Annotated in this window: 14 protein-coding genes; 7 read left to right on the plus strand and 7 right to left on the minus strand. The window is 49.7% G+C overall.

The features are described 5' to 3' along the window. Window positions 1-67 precede the first annotated feature (67 nt). Both C7R92_RS15720 and C7R92_RS15725 read left to right on the plus strand, forming a co-directional pair. Window positions 68-1,402, plus strand: a complete 1,335-nt coding sequence (locus C7R92_RS15720) for a cytochrome ubiquinol oxidase subunit I (RefSeq protein WP_106834901.1) — start codon at window positions 68-70, stop codon at window positions 1,400-1,402. Next, window positions 1,399-2,430: a cytochrome d ubiquinol oxidase subunit II gene (locus C7R92_RS15725; RefSeq protein WP_017247158.1), complete on the plus strand. Its 1,032-nt coding sequence runs from the start codon at window positions 1,399-1,401 to the stop codon at window positions 2,428-2,430. The genes C7R92_RS15720 and C7R92_RS15725 overlap by 4 nt, the downstream gene beginning before the upstream one ends. 78 nt (window positions 2,431-2,508) lie before the next feature. Here C7R92_RS15725 and C7R92_RS15730 read toward each other — a convergent pair whose 3' ends face one another. Then, the gene (locus tag C7R92_RS15730; RefSeq protein ID WP_069851918.1) at window positions 2,509-2,949 is read right to left on the minus strand and encodes an Lrp/AsnC family transcriptional regulator; all 441 of its coding nucleotides are present in this window, start codon (window positions 2,947-2,949) and stop codon (window positions 2,509-2,511) included. A 157-nt stretch (window positions 2,950-3,106) separates the two neighbouring features. Here C7R92_RS15730 and C7R92_RS15735 point away from each other — a divergent pair, with 157 nt between their 5' ends. After that, window positions 3,107-4,273 carry an MFS transporter gene (locus C7R92_RS15735; RefSeq protein WP_106834903.1) on the plus strand — a complete coding sequence of 389 codons (1,167 nt, stop codon included), beginning with the start codon at window positions 3,107-3,109 and terminating at the stop codon, window positions 4,271-4,273. Window positions 4,274-4,368: 95 nt separating this feature from the next. Here the strand turns inward: C7R92_RS15735 and C7R92_RS15740 are convergent, their stop codons facing one another. Together C7R92_RS15740 and C7R92_RS15745 are read right to left on the minus strand one after the other, a co-directional pair. Further along, a complete protein-coding gene (locus C7R92_RS15740; protein ID WP_069851916.1) occupies window positions 4,369-5,880 on the minus strand; it encodes an acetyl-CoA hydrolase/transferase family protein in 1,512 nt (503 codons plus the stop codon). Between the two features lie 141 nt (window positions 5,881-6,021). Beyond that, entirely contained in the window at window positions 6,022-6,693 is a 672-nt protein-coding gene (locus C7R92_RS15745) for a LytTR family DNA-binding domain-containing protein (RefSeq protein WP_106834904.1), read from the minus strand. Between the two features lie 211 nt (window positions 6,694-6,904). On the opposite strand from C7R92_RS15745, the gene C7R92_RS15750 reads away from it, so the two are divergent. The 4 genes from C7R92_RS15750 to menC all read left to right on the plus strand — a co-directional run bounded on the left by C7R92_RS15750 (window position 6,905) and on the right by menC (window position 12,922). Further along, entirely contained in the window at window positions 6,905-8,929 is a 2,025-nt protein-coding gene (locus tag C7R92_RS15750) for a sigma 54-interacting transcriptional regulator (protein ID WP_106834905.1), read from the plus strand. A gap of 179 nt (window positions 8,930-9,108) precedes the next feature. Beyond that, window positions 9,109-10,518: a YfcC family protein gene (locus tag C7R92_RS15755; RefSeq protein ID WP_106834906.1), complete on the plus strand. Its 1,410-nt coding sequence runs from the start codon at window positions 9,109-9,111 to the stop codon at window positions 10,516-10,518. A gap of 95 nt (window positions 10,519-10,613) precedes the next feature. Then, on the plus strand, window positions 10,614-11,753 hold the full coding sequence (locus C7R92_RS15760) for a M20 peptidase aminoacylase family protein (RefSeq protein WP_106834907.1): 1,140 nt from the start codon (window positions 10,614-10,616) through the stop codon (window positions 11,751-11,753). A 20-nt stretch (window positions 11,754-11,773) separates the two neighbouring features. Continuing rightward, window positions 11,774-12,922, plus strand: a complete 1,149-nt coding sequence (gene menC / locus C7R92_RS15765; protein WP_106834908.1) for an o-succinylbenzoate synthase — start codon at window positions 11,774-11,776, stop codon at window positions 12,920-12,922. A gap of 73 nt (window positions 12,923-12,995) precedes the next feature. On the opposite strand, the gene C7R92_RS15770 is transcribed toward menC, so the two are convergent. The 4 genes from C7R92_RS15770 to C7R92_RS15785 form a co-directional block, all read right to left on the minus strand. Next, the gene (locus tag C7R92_RS15770; RefSeq protein ID WP_106834909.1) at window positions 12,996-13,904 is read right to left on the minus strand and encodes a hypothetical protein; all 909 of its coding nucleotides are present in this window, start codon (window positions 13,902-13,904) and stop codon (window positions 12,996-12,998) included. A gap of 142 nt (window positions 13,905-14,046) precedes the next feature. Beyond that, entirely contained in the window at window positions 14,047-14,334 is a 288-nt protein-coding gene (locus tag C7R92_RS15775; RefSeq protein WP_007728959.1) for a HesB/YadR/YfhF family protein, read from the minus strand. Between the two features lie 144 nt (window positions 14,335-14,478). Beyond that, window positions 14,479-15,774, minus strand: a complete 1,296-nt coding sequence (locus tag C7R92_RS15780) for a sensor histidine kinase (protein WP_083261727.1) — start codon at window positions 15,772-15,774, stop codon at window positions 14,479-14,481. After that, the gene (locus tag C7R92_RS15785; RefSeq protein ID WP_017247146.1) at window positions 15,771-16,445 is read right to left on the minus strand and encodes a response regulator transcription factor; all 675 of its coding nucleotides are present in this window, start codon (window positions 16,443-16,445) and stop codon (window positions 15,771-15,773) included. Before C7R92_RS15785 ends, C7R92_RS15780 begins: the two co-directional genes overlap by 4 nt. Window positions 16,446-16,688 lie beyond the last annotated feature (243 nt).

The raw sequence follows: 16,688 nt of genomic DNA on the forward strand, positions 1-16,688 counted from the left end.
TAACGAGGAAATCGTTAACAATTTTTGGTGCTGATCAGAAAGGACGTTGAACGTGGAAGATATCGTGATGACCAGAGCCATATTCGGGACGACTATGGCCTTTCACATTATTTTTGCGACCTTGGGCGTTGGTCTCCCGCTCATGATCTTGCTGGTAGAGCTCCTCTTTTGGCGGACGCGTGACCGCGATTACGAGATGATGGCCAAACGCTGGACAAAAGCCCAGGCGATCCTGCTAGGTGTCGCGATCCCGTCTGGAACGATTGCTGGGGTCCAGCTTTCCCTGTTATGGCCTGGGTTCATGGAGATTGTCGGCAGGGTGATCTCGCTGCCTTTTCAGATCGAAATATTCGCTTTCTTCGTGGAAGCCTTATTTATGTCCATCTACGTCTACGCGGCTCACCGCCTATCCCGTAACATGCGTTTGTTGAGTTTGTTCATGGTTTTGCTTGGTGCAACGGCCTCCGCAATCCTGATTACGAATGTCCACGCCTTTGAAGGCACGCCAACTGGGTTCCGGATGGTCGATGGGCAGATCGTCGACGTGGACCCGTGGAAAGCTTTTTTCAATCCCAGCTTTATCGTAACGGCAGGTCATGTAACTGTCTCTGCTTATATGACGGGGGCATTCATCGTCGCTGGTGTAGCAGCGTGGAAAATGCTGCGCGCCCAAAAAGGCAGTCGGGTTTACTTGTATCATCAAAAAGCACTCTTGGCCGGCTTGATTGTGGGTGGCACCTTTTCCCTTTTAACCGCCTTGAACGGTCATGAATCCGCACAGCTTTTGCATAAATACCAGCCGGAAAAGCTGGCAGCGGCGGAAGGACTGTTTGAAACACAAGCATACGCCCCACTCGCGATTGGTGGCTTTACCGATCCCGAGACGAAAGAAGTCAAATACGCCATCGAGATTCCATGGGCGCTCAGCTTCCTTGCAGCCAATCGCTTTGACGAGGTCGTGGTCGGTCTGGACGATTTTCCACAGGAGCTGTGGCCCCCACTCTACGTCCATACGCTGTTTAACGGGATGGTCATCATCGGCAGCTTGTTGATCTTCGTTGGTTTCATCGGCTTCGCTTGGAAAAAGCTCCTGAAGCGCTCTCAGTTTCCTCGTTGGGTTCTCTGGGTATTTGTCGCGAGTGGACCTCTCGCCTTGTTAGGCATCGAATTCGGCTGGATTTTTGCCTGCACAGGACGCCAGCCATGGGTAGTCTATCGTGTGATGAAAACAGTAGATGCCGCTACAAAAGCAGCAGGCATCTCCACCCTGTTCTGGATTTTCCTCTCGGTGTACGTATTTTTTGCGATCGTCACCCTGCTCGTATTCCGTAGCTATTTTGGCCGCCATCCCTTGGAGCTCGATCCGCCAGAACAGCCGAAAGTGGACGGAGGAACGGCATGACCGACACGATTATTGCCATTACGCTGCTCTGGATTTTCGTCGTCATTTATTCCGTCGCGGCCTCCTTCGACTTCGGTGCAGGATTTTGGTCGATGATCTATTTGAATCGGGAAAAAACCAAAGCCACCCAAATCGCCAATCGCTACCTCTCGCCCTCCTGGGAGGTCGTGAATGTCTTTATCGTGTTAATAGTTGTCGCGCTCGTCACCTTTTTCCCTGGCGCGACCTACACATTGGGGAGCCTGCTGCTGGTTCCCGGATGTCTCGTGGTGTTATTGATGCTGATTCGCAGTACGTTTATGGTGTTTTCTCATCTGATTTACAAGTATGACAAGATGCTCAGTATCGTCTCTGGCGTTACCGGGATATTGGTGCCAGCTCTGTTAATCAGCGTACTTCCTGTGACACAAGGCGGGTTGTCTCGAACGATCAATGGTGTGGAGTATCTCGATTGGGGACTGTTTTTAACCAGCGCGCACGTCTATTCTTTCATTGGTCTTGCTGTCAGCAGTACGCTCTTCCTCTCGTCGCTGCTTCTCGCGGACTACTCCTTTGTCGCAGGTGAAAAGCAAGCCTTCACCGTCTACCGCCGGGATGCGGTGTTTCTGGGGCCCATTACGTTGCTTGCAGCATTGGTTACCGTGCTCACGATGCAACTGGAGGCAAAATGGCTGTATGACCGCATTCTCGACTATTTACCGTGGCTTATTGCATCGGCGGTCTGTTTTTTCATTAGTTATATCACTCTCTTGCTGCCCCAAGACCGTCGATACTTCGGCATCCATCTTCCGCGGATTGCGGTCATTGTCGCCACAACGCAATACCTGCTCGCCAGCTATGCGTACGGTGCAGCGCGACTCCCCTACATCGTCTATCCCCAAGTGACGATTGAGTCCAGCTTTACACATCCGGATACGTTCCACGCTCTGTTCATTTGTTATATGGTCGGCTTTGCGATTCTCGTACCCGGTTTTATTTATTTCTGGCGTCTGTTCATGAAGGACGAGCAGTACGTACGGCAAAAATAGCAATTTCGCTATATACACAAGTAAAGAGGCTTCGCCCTGATACGGCGGAGCCTCTTTTTTGTTCGGCCAGAAGCACAATCAGAAGATTTTCTCTTCCTCCAGCATCATTTTTTGCTCAAATGGCGCCGTTAGCACGATCAACGTATAGGAGAAGCCGAAATCCCCGGTGCGTTCCGAGAAGGCAACCAATTCCTCCGTCGACCTTGTTACCACTTTCAGCATGTAGTTGTACTCCCCACTGATCCGGTACATGTCCGTCACTTCTGGCGATTGCTTGCAGAAATCGATGAACGCCGCACATTGCTTGGTGCGGAACATGACAAAAGCAGTCGTGTGCTTACCCAGCTTTTCCTGAGAGATCGACGCGTGGTAGCCCGTAATGATTCCCTGCTCCTCCAGACGGCGGACCCGCTCCTTCACAGCAGGCTGCGTCATCCCGATGATTCTCCCAAGCTCTGCGAATGGTATCCGCGAATTTTCGTGCAGCAAGCTAATGATTTTATAATCGATTTGGTCCACGCAGATCACCCTTTCGAATCCATAAGTATCTCCTGCCAAATAACTTGTATATAGAAAGTCATTCACCGCAAAGACCTTGTTTCATGTATGTAAATTATAGAAATCGTTTCGTAAAATGTCACTACATCCATTTTGTTAGCTCGAGGAGTGAACCACCTTGTCTAAAAAATTTTTAATCCTATTGCTGGCCTTGGGAGAATTCATGATTGGCACGGCTGAGTCAATCGTGACCGGAATCATCGGCATGATCGCAGATGACACCCATGTCCCCCTCTCCCTCGCTGGTCAGTTAGTGACCGCCTTTTCCCTGGCCTTTGCCTTTGGTGCTCCGGTCTTGATTGCGCTCACCGCGGGAGTAGAACGCAAAAAGCTCATCCTTTGGACGCTGTTTTCTTTCATAGTGGCAAACCTGCTCGCATCCATAAGCCCAAGCTTCTCCCTATTGATGGTATCCCGCATTCTGCTGGGGCTTTGTGGAGGCATCTACACCGTGGTAGCTCTCGCGCAAGCGGCTAACATGGCCTCCCCAGAGAAAAAAGGCAGCTCCATCGCGATCATCCTCATGGGCTTTAGCCTCTCGCTCGTGCTTGGGGTTCCACTTGGCACCATGCTGGGAGACATCTGGGGATGGCGCCCTGTTTTCGCGCTCATTGCCGTCCTGACACTCATTCCCTTCTTCGCCATCTTGGTCTATTTGCCAAAGCAGCAAGGAGAAGAGGCCGTCCCGCTACGCAAACAGTTGGCAGCACTCCGCAACAAACGGGTGATCCATGCGCTATTTATCTCTTTGTTTTTTGTCACAGGGTATTCCACTGTCTATACCTACATTACTCCGCTTCTACAGAGCACCTCCGCCATGACGACTGCTTGGGTAAGCACCACGCTTTTCTTGGCAGGACTCGCTAGTGTGGCTGGCTCGCGGATCGGAGGCGTCTCCACTGACAAATGGGGGATTCGCCCCACGCTGTATGTCAGCTTGCTTCTCCATGCGGCCATCTTGCTCATTCTGCCGCTGTCGTCGCAACTGTTCACGTGGGCAATCATCACTGTTATGTTCTGGGTAGCTGCCGTGCAAACCACCGTTCCCGCCCAGCAGTATTATTTGATCACGCTGTCCCCTCACTCTTCGCAGGTGGCCCTCAGTATGAACACCTCGGTTTTTCAGCTAGGGCTGGCGCTGGGTGCAGGACTTGGTGGAGTGATCGTAGACCATGCAGGTATTGTTCACATCAGCTGGGTCGGCGGTCTGCTCGTTCTCGTCGGCTTTGGCTTTGCGTGGGCTTCGTTTGCTCAGGAAAAAAGGCAGGAAAGCTTACAAGCGTAAAAACGTAAAGATCCTTCATCCATTGCTATGGAGACAAGAAAAACCCGCCAAGGCTTCCATGCCCGAGCGGGTTTGTTTTTTTATCATTTAATCGTTTAAACCAACGCTGGCTTTTTCGCAAGCATCGTGCCTTCCTGCGCGTAACGTACGTGCCAGGAGAATGCCTTTTCCAGTACATGCGGGGTGTGCCCGCCGCGTGTGAGTGCTTCCTCGTAGTACGCCATCAATTGATCGCGGTACATCGGATGCGCACAGTTCTCGATCATTTTGACGGCTCTTTGACGCGGAGCCAAGCCTCTCAAGTCAGCCAAGCCTTGCTCGGTCACGATAATATCTACATCGTGCTCGGTATGATCCACATGGGAGGCAAACGGAACGATGCTCGAAATGTTTCCACCTTTGGCAATCGACTTGGTTACGAAGATACCCAGACGTGCGTTGCGAGCAAAGTCACCAGAGCCGCCGATGCCGTTCATCATTCGCGTACCCGATACATTGGTCGAGTTGACGTTGCCGTAGATGTCCGCTTCAATCGCGGTATTGATCGCAATCAGACCGAGGCGGCGAATCAGCTCCGGATGGTTCGTGATTTCTTGCGGACGCAACAGCAGCTTGTCACGGTATTGGGCGAAATTTTCAGTGACATGCTTCATCTTGTCAGCCGTTAATGTGATCGAACAGCCTGAGGCAAACGAAATTTTACCTGCATCAAGCAAATCAAACACCGCATCCTGCAACACTTCCGAGAAGACAGTCAGATCCGTGAATTCAGAATCCAAAAATCCGTTGAAAACCGCATTCGCTACCGATCCGATTCCCGATTGCAATGGCGCGAGATTGTTCGGCAAGCGTCCCTCTTTTACCTCTTGACGCAAAAACTCGATCAGATGTGCCGCAATCTGCGCCGTTTCTTCGTCCGGTTCCACAATCGTCGAGGGGGAATCCAACTGATTCGTCAGGACAATCCCTTTTACTTTATCCGGGTCGACGGGAATCCCTGCTGTACCCATTCGCTGATCCACGGACGTGAGTGGAATCGGTTCACGCTCTCCTTGTTTCGCTGGTGTATAAATATCATGGATGCCTTCCAATTCCACCGATTGAGCCATATTCAGCTCAATGATGACATGCTTGGCATTTTCCACGAAAATATTGGAGTTCCCCACGGACGTAGCCGGAATGATCATGCCCTCTTCTGTAATTGCAACCGCTTCCACAATTGCGTAATCGATTGCGTCTATCGCTCCCTGGCGAATCGCTTCCGCTGTATGCGACAGATGCTGATCAACGAACATCATGCTGCCATCGTTGATTTTTTTCCGCATGACCGGATCTGCTTGAAAAGGCAATCGCTTGTTGATGATCCCCGCTTCCGCCATCACTGCATCTACATCGGAGCCGAGTGAAGCTCCCGTATATACGTTTACGCCAAAAGGCTTGTTCTCTTTTTTCGCCAGCTCAGCCAATGCGAGCGGCACAACCTTGGCATCACCAGCACGCGTGAAACCACTTAACCCGATCGTCATGCCATCCTCAATCCATCCTGCTGCTACCTCAGCCGTCACGATTTTATCTGCCAGTCGTTTATCGCGTAAGCGCTCCCACATCATTGTGACCCCCTATGCCATCTTTATTGCCTTTACACTAGCACAGGGATTCTGAGCGGGCACTCGATTTTCAACAAAACAGAATATTTACGCGCCTATCAAGAAAAAACGACAGCGAACCGTTCTCATTTATCAGATATTTCAGAAGCCGAGCAATTGCCGAAACGAGCTGGCGTACGACTGACTCACAGGAACTCTCGTCTTTTGCTTGTCCTTCATCTCCAATAAAAACGTCGAATGAAAATGCGGGTGAATAAAGCCGATCGATTCCATATTGACGAAATACGACCGATGACAGCGCACAAATCGGTCTTGCGGGAGCATATACTCCAGTTCAGCCATGTTGTATTTGTTCGAATATGATCCACTAGCCGTATGCAAAAGCGTTTTTCCTTCATGAGAGCTGATATAGACGATCTCCGTTAACGGAATAGGCAGCCAGCCGTCCTCCCCTTTTCCGACCAAAAACGATAGACGCGCCTCCGGATTCGTGAGCGGAACGTTTTGAGGTGGATAGATGGCGGTAATACAGCCCATGATCTGACCATTTCGCACTAATGGAAGCGAGAGTCCGTAGTACGGCACGCCAAAAATACGACTCTCCACCTGATGCCCTACTTTTCCCATTTCCATGAGTGCTTGATGTGTAGCCGAGCCTATGGGAACGATATCCCCCGGCGTAATTTTCAAGTCAATATTGGAACTCGGTTGATAGTACAAGTATTGTGAGCCGTCCGAGATCGCAATCGATACCCCGTCTGGCACGACTTCCCCAATCATTTGCAGCACCTCTGGAACCACTCTGTCCTCCATGCTGATTCCTCCTGCTTCTGTTATATCTTCTATTAAAACACATTTACCTGCTGCGGATGTTCAAAAAGCCGGCTTTTTGAACTAGCATTTGCCAGCAAATCAATCCTTGTCTTTCCTCTCTATACAAGCGAATCCATCCGATTACAGCCAGGCATTGTGCTATCATGAGATTACAAAACATTCACGATTGTTTGAGCAAAGGCGGTGCAGCATGGACCACACCATTGTCTTGATTGCAAAAGGAACGGACACTCTCGAATTTTTGTTAAACGAACTACGGGCTTATTTCGAGCCGTATTGCAAAGTCATCGGCTATGCCAGCCATGAGCACATTCCCGATTTAAGCGGAGTCGATCATGTCTTTATCACAACCAAATCCCCAGAGCTGTACACAGTTGCCCGTCAAGCTGTTGCTGACTCCGTGCCCATCACGGTTTTAAACCGTTTTTTCGAGTTGCGCAAAATGAAAGCGCTGATGCAGATTCCTCCGGGGACGACCGTCCCTGTCATGAACAATTCGCCAGTTTCCGCACAGGAGGTCATCCAAAACTTATTAGAGGCGAACGTCGATCATTTGAATTACGTTCCCTTTCACCCGGGCTGTACATTTGATGATCTCGAATTTCAATACGCCATCATCATGAGCTTTCCTGACGTACCTCTTCCACCTCATGTGGAGGTGATCGATCTCGGTTTTCGCAAAATCAGCATTCATGACCTGATTGATACCGGTCGCAAGGTAGGCGTGCCCAGTGAATGGGAGCGCGAGTACTTGTCTGCCTTCATCGTAGAAATGTCTGAACTCGCGAAAATGCTCGGCACCTCCTACGCAGAAGTACAGAAGCTCAACAGCCAGCTGCAATCTACCTTTCAGGCAGTCAAAGATCCCGTGATCGCTTGCAACGAACAAGGTTTGATCACGTTTATTAACGACGTCGCCGTTGAGTTGTTTTGTCCACATGCATCCTCTATTGTTGGACAACCGTACACGGTGTTGAAGGAGCACAGCTTGCTACAGCCCTTTTTTGAGCAGGAAGATCAGGAGGACGCCCTCGTAACCATTGAACACAAACAATTTATTGTCAGCAGTCAAAGCATCCGCCGCAGGCATGAGCATTTAGGCTTCGTTTGTACGCTAAAAGACGTGACCGAAATCCAACGCTTGCGAACCACGCTTACGTTGCGCGGTCATACAGCGACCTACTCCTTTTCCGATATCAAAGGACAAAGCCAACCGCTGCTCCAAGTCATCGAGCTCGGCAAAAAGATGGCAAAAAACAATCAAACGATCCTGCTAACAGGCGAAAACGGGACGGGAAAAGAGCTGTTCGCCCATGCCATTCATCAGCACTCCCTCCGCAAAAACGGCCCCTTTGTCGCAATCAATTGTGCCTCCTTGCCGGAAAATCTGCTGGAGAGCGAGCTGTTCGGCTACGAAGACGGTGCCTTTACAGGAGCACGAAAAGGCGGAAAGCCCGGCCTGTTTGAGCAAGCGGACGGTGGGACGATTTTTCTCGATGAGGTGGGGGACATCTCTGGGGCCATTCAGGTCAAGCTACTTCGCGTGCTGCAAGAAAAGCAGGTCATCCGTGTAGGCGGCACGGGAATTCTTTCTGTGGATTGCCGCATCATCGCTGCTACCAATCGTGATTTGGAAGACGCTGTTTCCCAGGGAAGCTTTCGCGAGGATTTGTTCTATCGTTTGGCTGTCCTGCCGATCCAGATTCCCGCTTTGCGCGAGCGAATCAGCGATATTCCCCTTCTCATCGATGAGCATCTGGAGCAGCAAGGCATTCGTAAAACATGGTCGCCAGAAGTAATGGAGCTATTCTATCGCCATGACTGGCGGGGGAACATTCGCGAACTGAAAAATGTCGTCGACTATGCCATTACGGTAAGCGAGCATCCTGTCATCGGCATTCAGGACCTCCCTAAACGATTGACGGATAGCCTATTTCAAAAGCAGCAGACGGCTTCTATCCCTAAATTGGACGACAACCGCGACTTGGATATTTTGTATTGCTTGCATCATTATTACGTATCCAACAAACCAGTCGGGCGTTATCAATTGGCGCACTCCCCTGAGCTACAATCCGTAGGCTGGACAGAGAGCGCACTGCGTCACAAGTTGAAACTGCTGGAGCAGCAAGGTTTGGTACGTTCAGGAACAACCCGACAAGGAACCTCCATCACCCCCGCGGGTATCGAATTGTTGCGAAAACACGGGCGGATTTAGCTTCCGCCCAATGAATAATAGGATGTATTAGGCTGAATAAAACCTAATAAACATTCCTAAAGCGCATTGTTTTCCCTTCCCTTGCCTATGAAAATCCACTGAAAACGCTTATATTCGGGAAATTTCGACACTTGGCACGACCCTTGCTTGTCATAAGCAAAAAAAAGCGAGGTGACCTCATGTCTACACATCCATTGAAACCTGCAAAGAAACGTTTTTCTGTGCCGCATACGTATGCCATCCTCTTTATCATTATCATTTTGGCAGCCCTAGCTTCCTACGTACTCCCGGCTGGTGAGTTCGAACGCGTCAAAGACGTTGCCTCAGGCAAAACCGTCGTCGTCAACGGCAGCTACCATCCTGTAGAAAGTAATCCGGTCTCGTTCTTTGACATGTTCAAAGCGATTCCAGAAGGGATGCAAAAAGGCGCGCAAATCATTTTCTACATCTTTATTGTAAGCGGTGTATTCGGAATCATCCGCCAGACGGGTGCGATTGAAGCCGGGATCAATAAAGGTGTCCGACACTTGGAGGGTCGGGAAAAGTTGCTCATTCCTGCTTCCATGTTCCTCTTCTCCATCGGTGGCTTCACCATGGGAATGGCAGAAGAAAGCATCATCTTCGTTCCAATCGGTATCGCGCTGGCTCGTGCAATGGGCTTCGATGCCGTAACAGGTACGGCCATGATCACCATGGGGGCTGCTGCCGGCTTCATGGGCGGGATGATCAATCCATTTACGGTTGGGGTGGCACAGTCGCTCGCACAATTGCCGCTCTTCTCTGGTCTTACCTTCCGTGCTGTTGTGTATGTCTTCGTTCTCGCTTTTGCTATCTGGTACGTCATGCGCTATGCGTATCGTGTCAAAGCAGACCCAACCAAAAGTGTGCTTTATGGCGTAGAAAATCACGCCAGTCAAGAACAGACAACCGTAGACATCCCCGATCTGAATGCACGCCACAAGCTCGTGTTCCTGGTAATGGTCTGTGGTCTCGCCTTCAACGTATACGGTGTATTCAAGTACGAATGGTTCCTGACAGAGCTTACCGCTTCCTTCCTGATCATGGGCCTGGTTGCTGGTCTCGTCGGAGGTTTGTCAGTCAATACGCTGTTTGATTCCTTCGTCGCTGGTGCGCGAGCTGTTACGTTTGGCGCGCTGATCGTCGGTTTTGCCCGCGCGATCACGGTCGTCTTGGAAGACGGAAAAATTATCGATACGATGATTAACAGTCTGACTTCGGCGATTGGTCATTTGCCAGATGCCGTAAACGTGCTGGCTATGTTTGTAATTCAAGCCTTTCTCAATCTCTTTATCTCTTCTGGTAGTGGACAGGCAGCGACAACCATGCCGATCATGGTGCCGATTGCGGATCTGCTCGGCATCCAACGTCAGATAGCGGTTCTTGCCTTCCAATATGGTGATGCGGTAACCAACTCCATTATCCCGACTTCTTCTGCGTTGATGGGCTATCTGGCAGTTGCAGGCATTCCGTATGAGAAATGGGTCAAATTCATTTGGAAGCTTCTTCTCGGCTGGGCAGTGATCGCCTCGATCGCGCTCATAGTAGCAGTGACAATCGGCGTTTCGTAACCAATGAGCTTTTCACAAAACTGGCTGCGTCAAGTGGATTGGCGTAGCCTTCGCTTCACTTATCGACTACTCATGAACAAACCGATGGAGGAACCATGCGCACAACGATCAAACAATTGCAGCCCGCCATTTTTTCTCTATACGAGCATTTACACCAGCATCCAGAGATAAGCTGGGAGGAAGTACAGACCACTTCGTTTATCGCTGACTTCTTGAAAAAACACCATTGCCGCGTCACTACCTTTGACGACGTGACGGGTGTTGTTGGCGAATGGGGCGATCTGACGCCGGGAAAATTCACTGTAGGCGTACGAGCAGACATGGACGCACTCTGGCAAGAAGTAAACGGCGTCTTTACCGCGAACCATTCCTGCGGACACGATGCGCACATGACCATGGCATTAGGCGTCCTCATGGTATTGCAAGCAATGGACGTCCAACTCCCTGGGCGCCTGAAGCTCATTTTCCAACCAGCAGAAGAAAGCGGAAATGGCGCACTTGTGATGGTGAACAAGCAAGTAGTGGACGATATTGATTTTCTGTACGGTGTCCACCTTCGTCCCATTCAGGAAATCCCGCGCGGCACAGCTGCTTCTGCCATCTTGCACGGGGCGGCTGGCACGATATTCGGGCAAATCAAGGGTGCCGATGCTCATGGCGCACGACCTCATCTCGGAGTCAACGCTATCGAGGTAGCCGCAGCGATTGTTGAGCAGTTAAAAGGCATTCACCTCGATCCGCTCGTCCCTTATTCCGTCAAAATGACTCAACTCGCAGCCGGCAGCAAAAGCAGCAATATCATTCCAGGCTCGGCGCAGTTCCACTTGGACCTGCGGGCACAGACGAATGAAGTCATTCACGCCCTATTTGCCCGTGTCGAGCACATTTTGCAACACGTTTCCCGCCTCTATGAAGTTGAGCTGTCTTACGAAATCACCGAACGCGTCTATGCAGCGGAAGTGAACGAAGAAGCGAGACTGATCATGGCGGATGCCATTACCGAAACCTTGGGGGCAGAGAAGCTCGAACCGCCGATTCAGACACCAGGCGCGGAAGACTTCCACTACTACACGAAAGAACGTCCACAGCTTCGGGCGACCATGCTTGGATTGGGCTGTGGCCTGACACCAGGACTTCATCATCCGCAGATGACTTTTGAAAAAGAAGCACTGCTAGACGGCATCGAGATTTTGGCAAGAACGGTACTGAATACGTTTGAGCGACAATCTATATGAATGGTTAAGGAGAGATGAACATGAAAATCGAACGCGTGGACCTGCAACGAATCAAAATTCCGTTGAATTCCCCTTTTGAAACGAGTATGGGAGTCGAAACCCACAAGGAATGCATTCTAGTGCGTGCATACAGCGGTGCCCATGTCGGATTCGGCGAAAGCGTCGCGATGGACGTCCCTGTCTACAACGAGGAAGATGTCGATACGGTCTGGTACATGCTCGAAAAGTATTTGATCCCGCAGCTATTTTCACGGGAGATCGAGCATCCTGATGACGTATCCCGCCTCTTCTCCTGGATGCGCCGTAACCACATGGCCAAGGCCGCTTTGGAAGGTGCCGTCTGGGATTTGTACGCCAAAATGAACGGCCTCTCCCTCTCCCAAGCATTGGGCGGAACTCGTACGACGATTGACGTCGGTGTGAGTATCGGAATCGAGCCGACCATCGAAAAACTGCTGCAACGCGTAGAAGGCTTCATCCGTGACGGCTACAAAAAGATCAAAGTGAAAATCAAACCGGGCTTTGATGTCGAGCCAATGCGTGCAATCCGCAACACATTTGGACCAGATGTTCCACTGATGGCGGACGCAAACTCTGCATATACGCTGGCAGACATGGAGATGCTGAAGGCTTTGGATGGCTTCGGTTTGATCATGATTGAACAGCCATTGGCTCATGACGACATCATTGACCATGCGACCTTGCAAAGGGAACTAAAAACGCCGATCTGCCTCGACGAAAGTATCCATACAGTGGAAGATGCCCGCAAAGCACTCGAGCTCGGCAGTTGCCGAATTATCAACATCAAGATCGGTCGCGTAGGCGGTCTTACCGATGCCAAAAAGATCCATGACCTGTGTGAGACACGCGGCGTACCAGTATGGTGCGGAGGAATGTTGGAGGCAGGGATTGGCCGCGCCCATAACATCGCGATGGCTTCGCTTAGCAACTTCACGATTGCTGGCGACACATCCCCTTCCCATCGCTACTTTGCTGAAGATATCGTGACACCTGTCATCGATTTTGCAGCACCTGGTATGCTGGCTGTACCGACAACTCCAGGAATCGGTTTCGACATCAATGAGTCTTCCATTCGCAATGCCCTGATCGAGCATAAAAGCTACTATGCAAATCGGGAGTCTACTACGACTGTCATTCCTACCTGGTAGACGACTCATTCGAGATGAAAAAGAACAGAGAGTGCCTATTGGCCTCCCTGTTCTTTTTATTTAGGTGATTGTATTAATCCGTAATCGTCAAAAGCTTGCACAAATTTCGTTCGGCAAGAGCTCTCTTCTCTGGCGGAAACCGCTTTAGCAGATCCAACGCAGCATACGGAAGCTTCAATGCATGAGGATCGCTGTATAGTCTATCCCAGTATAGCGGTGAAAAAATTTCCTCGAACGCTGGCTCCTTCACCTCTTCCTCCAAAACAAACGGAGGAACATGGCGATTCAAATAGATTTGAAGACGATGGTTTACGATACCAGGCTTCACAATATCCTCATAACCGAATCGCTCCAGATCTGTTAACGCATGAGCATGTGTGATGTTATGGACGACCTCACTCGCCAAATGATAGCGTACCCCGTTAATATCACGCGGCGGTATAACCAAATGTAGTTCGTCAAACGCCCGCTCTGCCATCTCTGCCGTTGTATGGTAAGGCGCAACTTCGTCTCTGACATCATCAATCGTCATGCCATGGTAATTCTCGATGCCCCAATAACGGTCTATCCTGTCTGCTGTCGTCGCTTGGAGAATCTTGACCAGGCCGTTCACCACAGTCGGAGTGATCATATCAGGGCGTTCGCGCAATGCTTTTAATGCCAACACACCTAGTGCTAGTCCATGACCTGAGGTCCGCAGCTGCTTCACATTTTGCTGGAGGCCATCGATGACGTGCTGTAACAAGGAGGGATCAGCTTGCTCGTCTTGATCTAGTGGAACAAACCATTCAGGTTTTTGCTTGCGGAAGGACTCGCATGTCCGCTCAATGCCCTCTTTTACATGTTCAGGGAGATCGTGCTCACGATCCATGAAGTACCCTGCCAATAAGGCTGCCCCATAATGACCATCGAACCATCCCGCTACAGCTGCACGTGCCATTCCCGTAATGCCAAGCTCCAAGTAAGAATCAAGTAAACGCATATAACTTCCTCCTTTTTCCATTTATGTATCCATCATATACTATACATTTTTGTTTGTAAAGTATTGTATTTTAGTTTTTCGCTCATATAAAAAGGCCCCGTATATCCGGAGCCCTTCATCTACTAGCTATCCTTTTCCTTGCTTAATCCAGCTTAAATTCTACTTCGTCTGTCTCTGGCCGATAATCGACAATCAGCCCTCTTCCATTCATATACCACAGTTCATCTTTTTCCATATAAAATGTGATGCCATCCTCTACTGTCGAAATGCCGATTTCATTCGGCAACTCTTTGGCAATCCCCATCGAGAATGAATCCTGAACCGTACTAACGCCTCCATACCGGACAAAAAAACGAATGCTGTCTCCTTCTTTGCATCCCCATTCTTCCCGAAACCATGCTACCGCTGCTTTAGTGATCGTCATGTTCATTAGTACGCCACTCCTCTCTTCCCTACCTCTAGTTTACCTCAATTTAGAGATATTTGAAACATAAATGTATGTTAAATGGAATTGCTCCACTATTTGAAAAAAGAACCGATTCCCTTCGCCGGGAAAACGGTTCTATCCATCTGTTTAAGGCTTTATTGGAAGTGTAACCAAAAAACTCGTTCCGATACCTACCTCACTGCTGACCTGAATCTTTCCGTGGTGCGCATCCACGATCCATTTGGCAATGGATAGTCCCAAGCCTGTTCCTTCTGTCGCTCGAGAGCGCATTTTATCCACCCGATAGAAGCGATCAAACAAATACGGAATATCCTCTTTGGCGATCCCGATCCCACTGTCTTTTACGAGAATCGAAGCGCGACCGCCTTCCTTTTTGCAAGAGACATAAATCCGGCCGTCTTCGTTCGTGTACTTCAAGGCATTGTCCAGCAAGATGACCATGAGCTGATGAAGACGCTCTTGGTCCCCCACCATCTCAATGGGTTGCTGAATGTCTGTTTCGAGACGAATTTCCCGTGCGATGGCAAGTTGCGCAAAAACCTGGGTGCATTTCATCGCGACTTCGTCTAAGCGCAGCGACTGATTCATGATCTGCAACTCGTTAGAATCACTGCGAGCTAGTGTAAGCAAATCAGAGACGAGCTTGCTCAAGCGCTTGGCCTCTTGCATCCCTATCATGATTTTTTCGCTTTCCTGCTCGATCGTATGATCCGGATGTCTGAAAAGCCTCTCCAGATTAACCATGATGGCCGTGAGCGGCGTCCTCAGCTCATGAGAAGCATCGGCAATAAACTGCTGTTGTTTTTCCCACGAAACTTGGATCGGGATGAGTGCCCTTCTCGCCAAAAACCACCCAGCCACGATCGCAATGACAATACTGATAATGTCGCCGATGATGACAACGTACAACAAGCTGTCCAACATGTTTTGCTCAGGTGCCAGATTGTAAATCAGTTGAAACTGGTACGCGGTCTGTATCCGATTGCCTACAACGACCTTTTTCGGAACGGTAACTGTCTGCACGCGATAGACTTGTCCATTCACAGTTTTCGTTTCGATCCCGTCTGCTTTTCCGTTATGCTGGAATTCTGCGTATTCCTCTGGCTCCAGCCTGTCACCAAATGCGGTCCCAATGACACGACCAAAGCTATCCCAGACGAGTAAAACATACCGGCGATCCAGATCATTAAACTTTTTCCTCTCCTGACGGTTGAATGGGAAAGGGTCGTCTTCAATCCGATGGAGACGAGGCAAAGAATCAACTGCCAGCCTTTGACTAACTTTGGTCATTTCTCGGTCCACCTGCGAATAGAGACGATACTTCATCGTGTAGTAGACTGCACTCCCCAGCCCGTTCAACAAGAGCAGCACCACTACTACGTTCAACGTTACGAGCCGAATCCTCGTTTTTCGAAACATCATTTGTCTTCCTTTTTCAAAATGTAGCCCACATTGCGGATCGTTCGGATGAAGCCTTCGTAAGCACCCAGCTTCTTGCGCAGGTAGTGGACATACAAATCGACCACTCCGTAATTCGCTTCTGAATCAATTCCCCATACGCGGTCAAAAATTTGTTGGCGCGTCAATATTTGCTCCCGATTTTGCAGGAAGTACTTAAGCAGCTCGTACTCCTTCGTTGTTAGCTTCATCGGCTCATCATCAACAAAACCGTCATATTCATTTATCTTCAGAGATAGAGGACCGTATGCCAGATCGCCTTCTGTGTTCTGTTTCCCTTGTCGGCGCAAGAGGGCTCTCACTCTCGCCGTCAGTTCTTCGGCCGCAAAAGGCTTGACCAAATAATCGTCGGCTCCGGCATCTAATCCCTCGACTCTCGACTCTACGCTATCTTTTGCCGTTAAAAATAAAACTGGCGTCATTATCCCTTTTGTACGCAACGTTCTCACCAGTGAAAGGCCATCCATTCCTGGCATCATAATGTCCAGGACCAACAAATCGTAGATGCCGCGTTCCGCCAATAACAAGCCGTCATCTCCGCGCTCTGCCGTATCCACCTGATAACCCTCATCGGTCAGGACTCCTGCAATTGTCTGAAGCAGCGCTTTTTCATCCTCCACTGCAAGAATAAGCATATTGATCCCTCTTTCATTTGAAAAAGCTGTATGTCTTTCAGCATAGCATAATCGACTGGAATCACAATAATGACCACACTCGTCACTCTCGGCTGTGCACACGCTCCTTTTATTAGAGCACGTATTTTTTTGAATCAGATTTGTAGGTGTTGGCGGAAATACAAAAAAAGCTGCATTCTCCATTACTTTTTACAAGTAATCGGGAATACAGCTTTTCATCTCATTCCTTCAAAACTGAATACG

It is taken from the genome of Brevibacillus porteri (assembly GCF_003013475.1).
GTDB classification, from domain to species: Bacteria; Bacillota; Bacilli; order Brevibacillales; family Brevibacillaceae; genus Brevibacillus; species Brevibacillus porteri.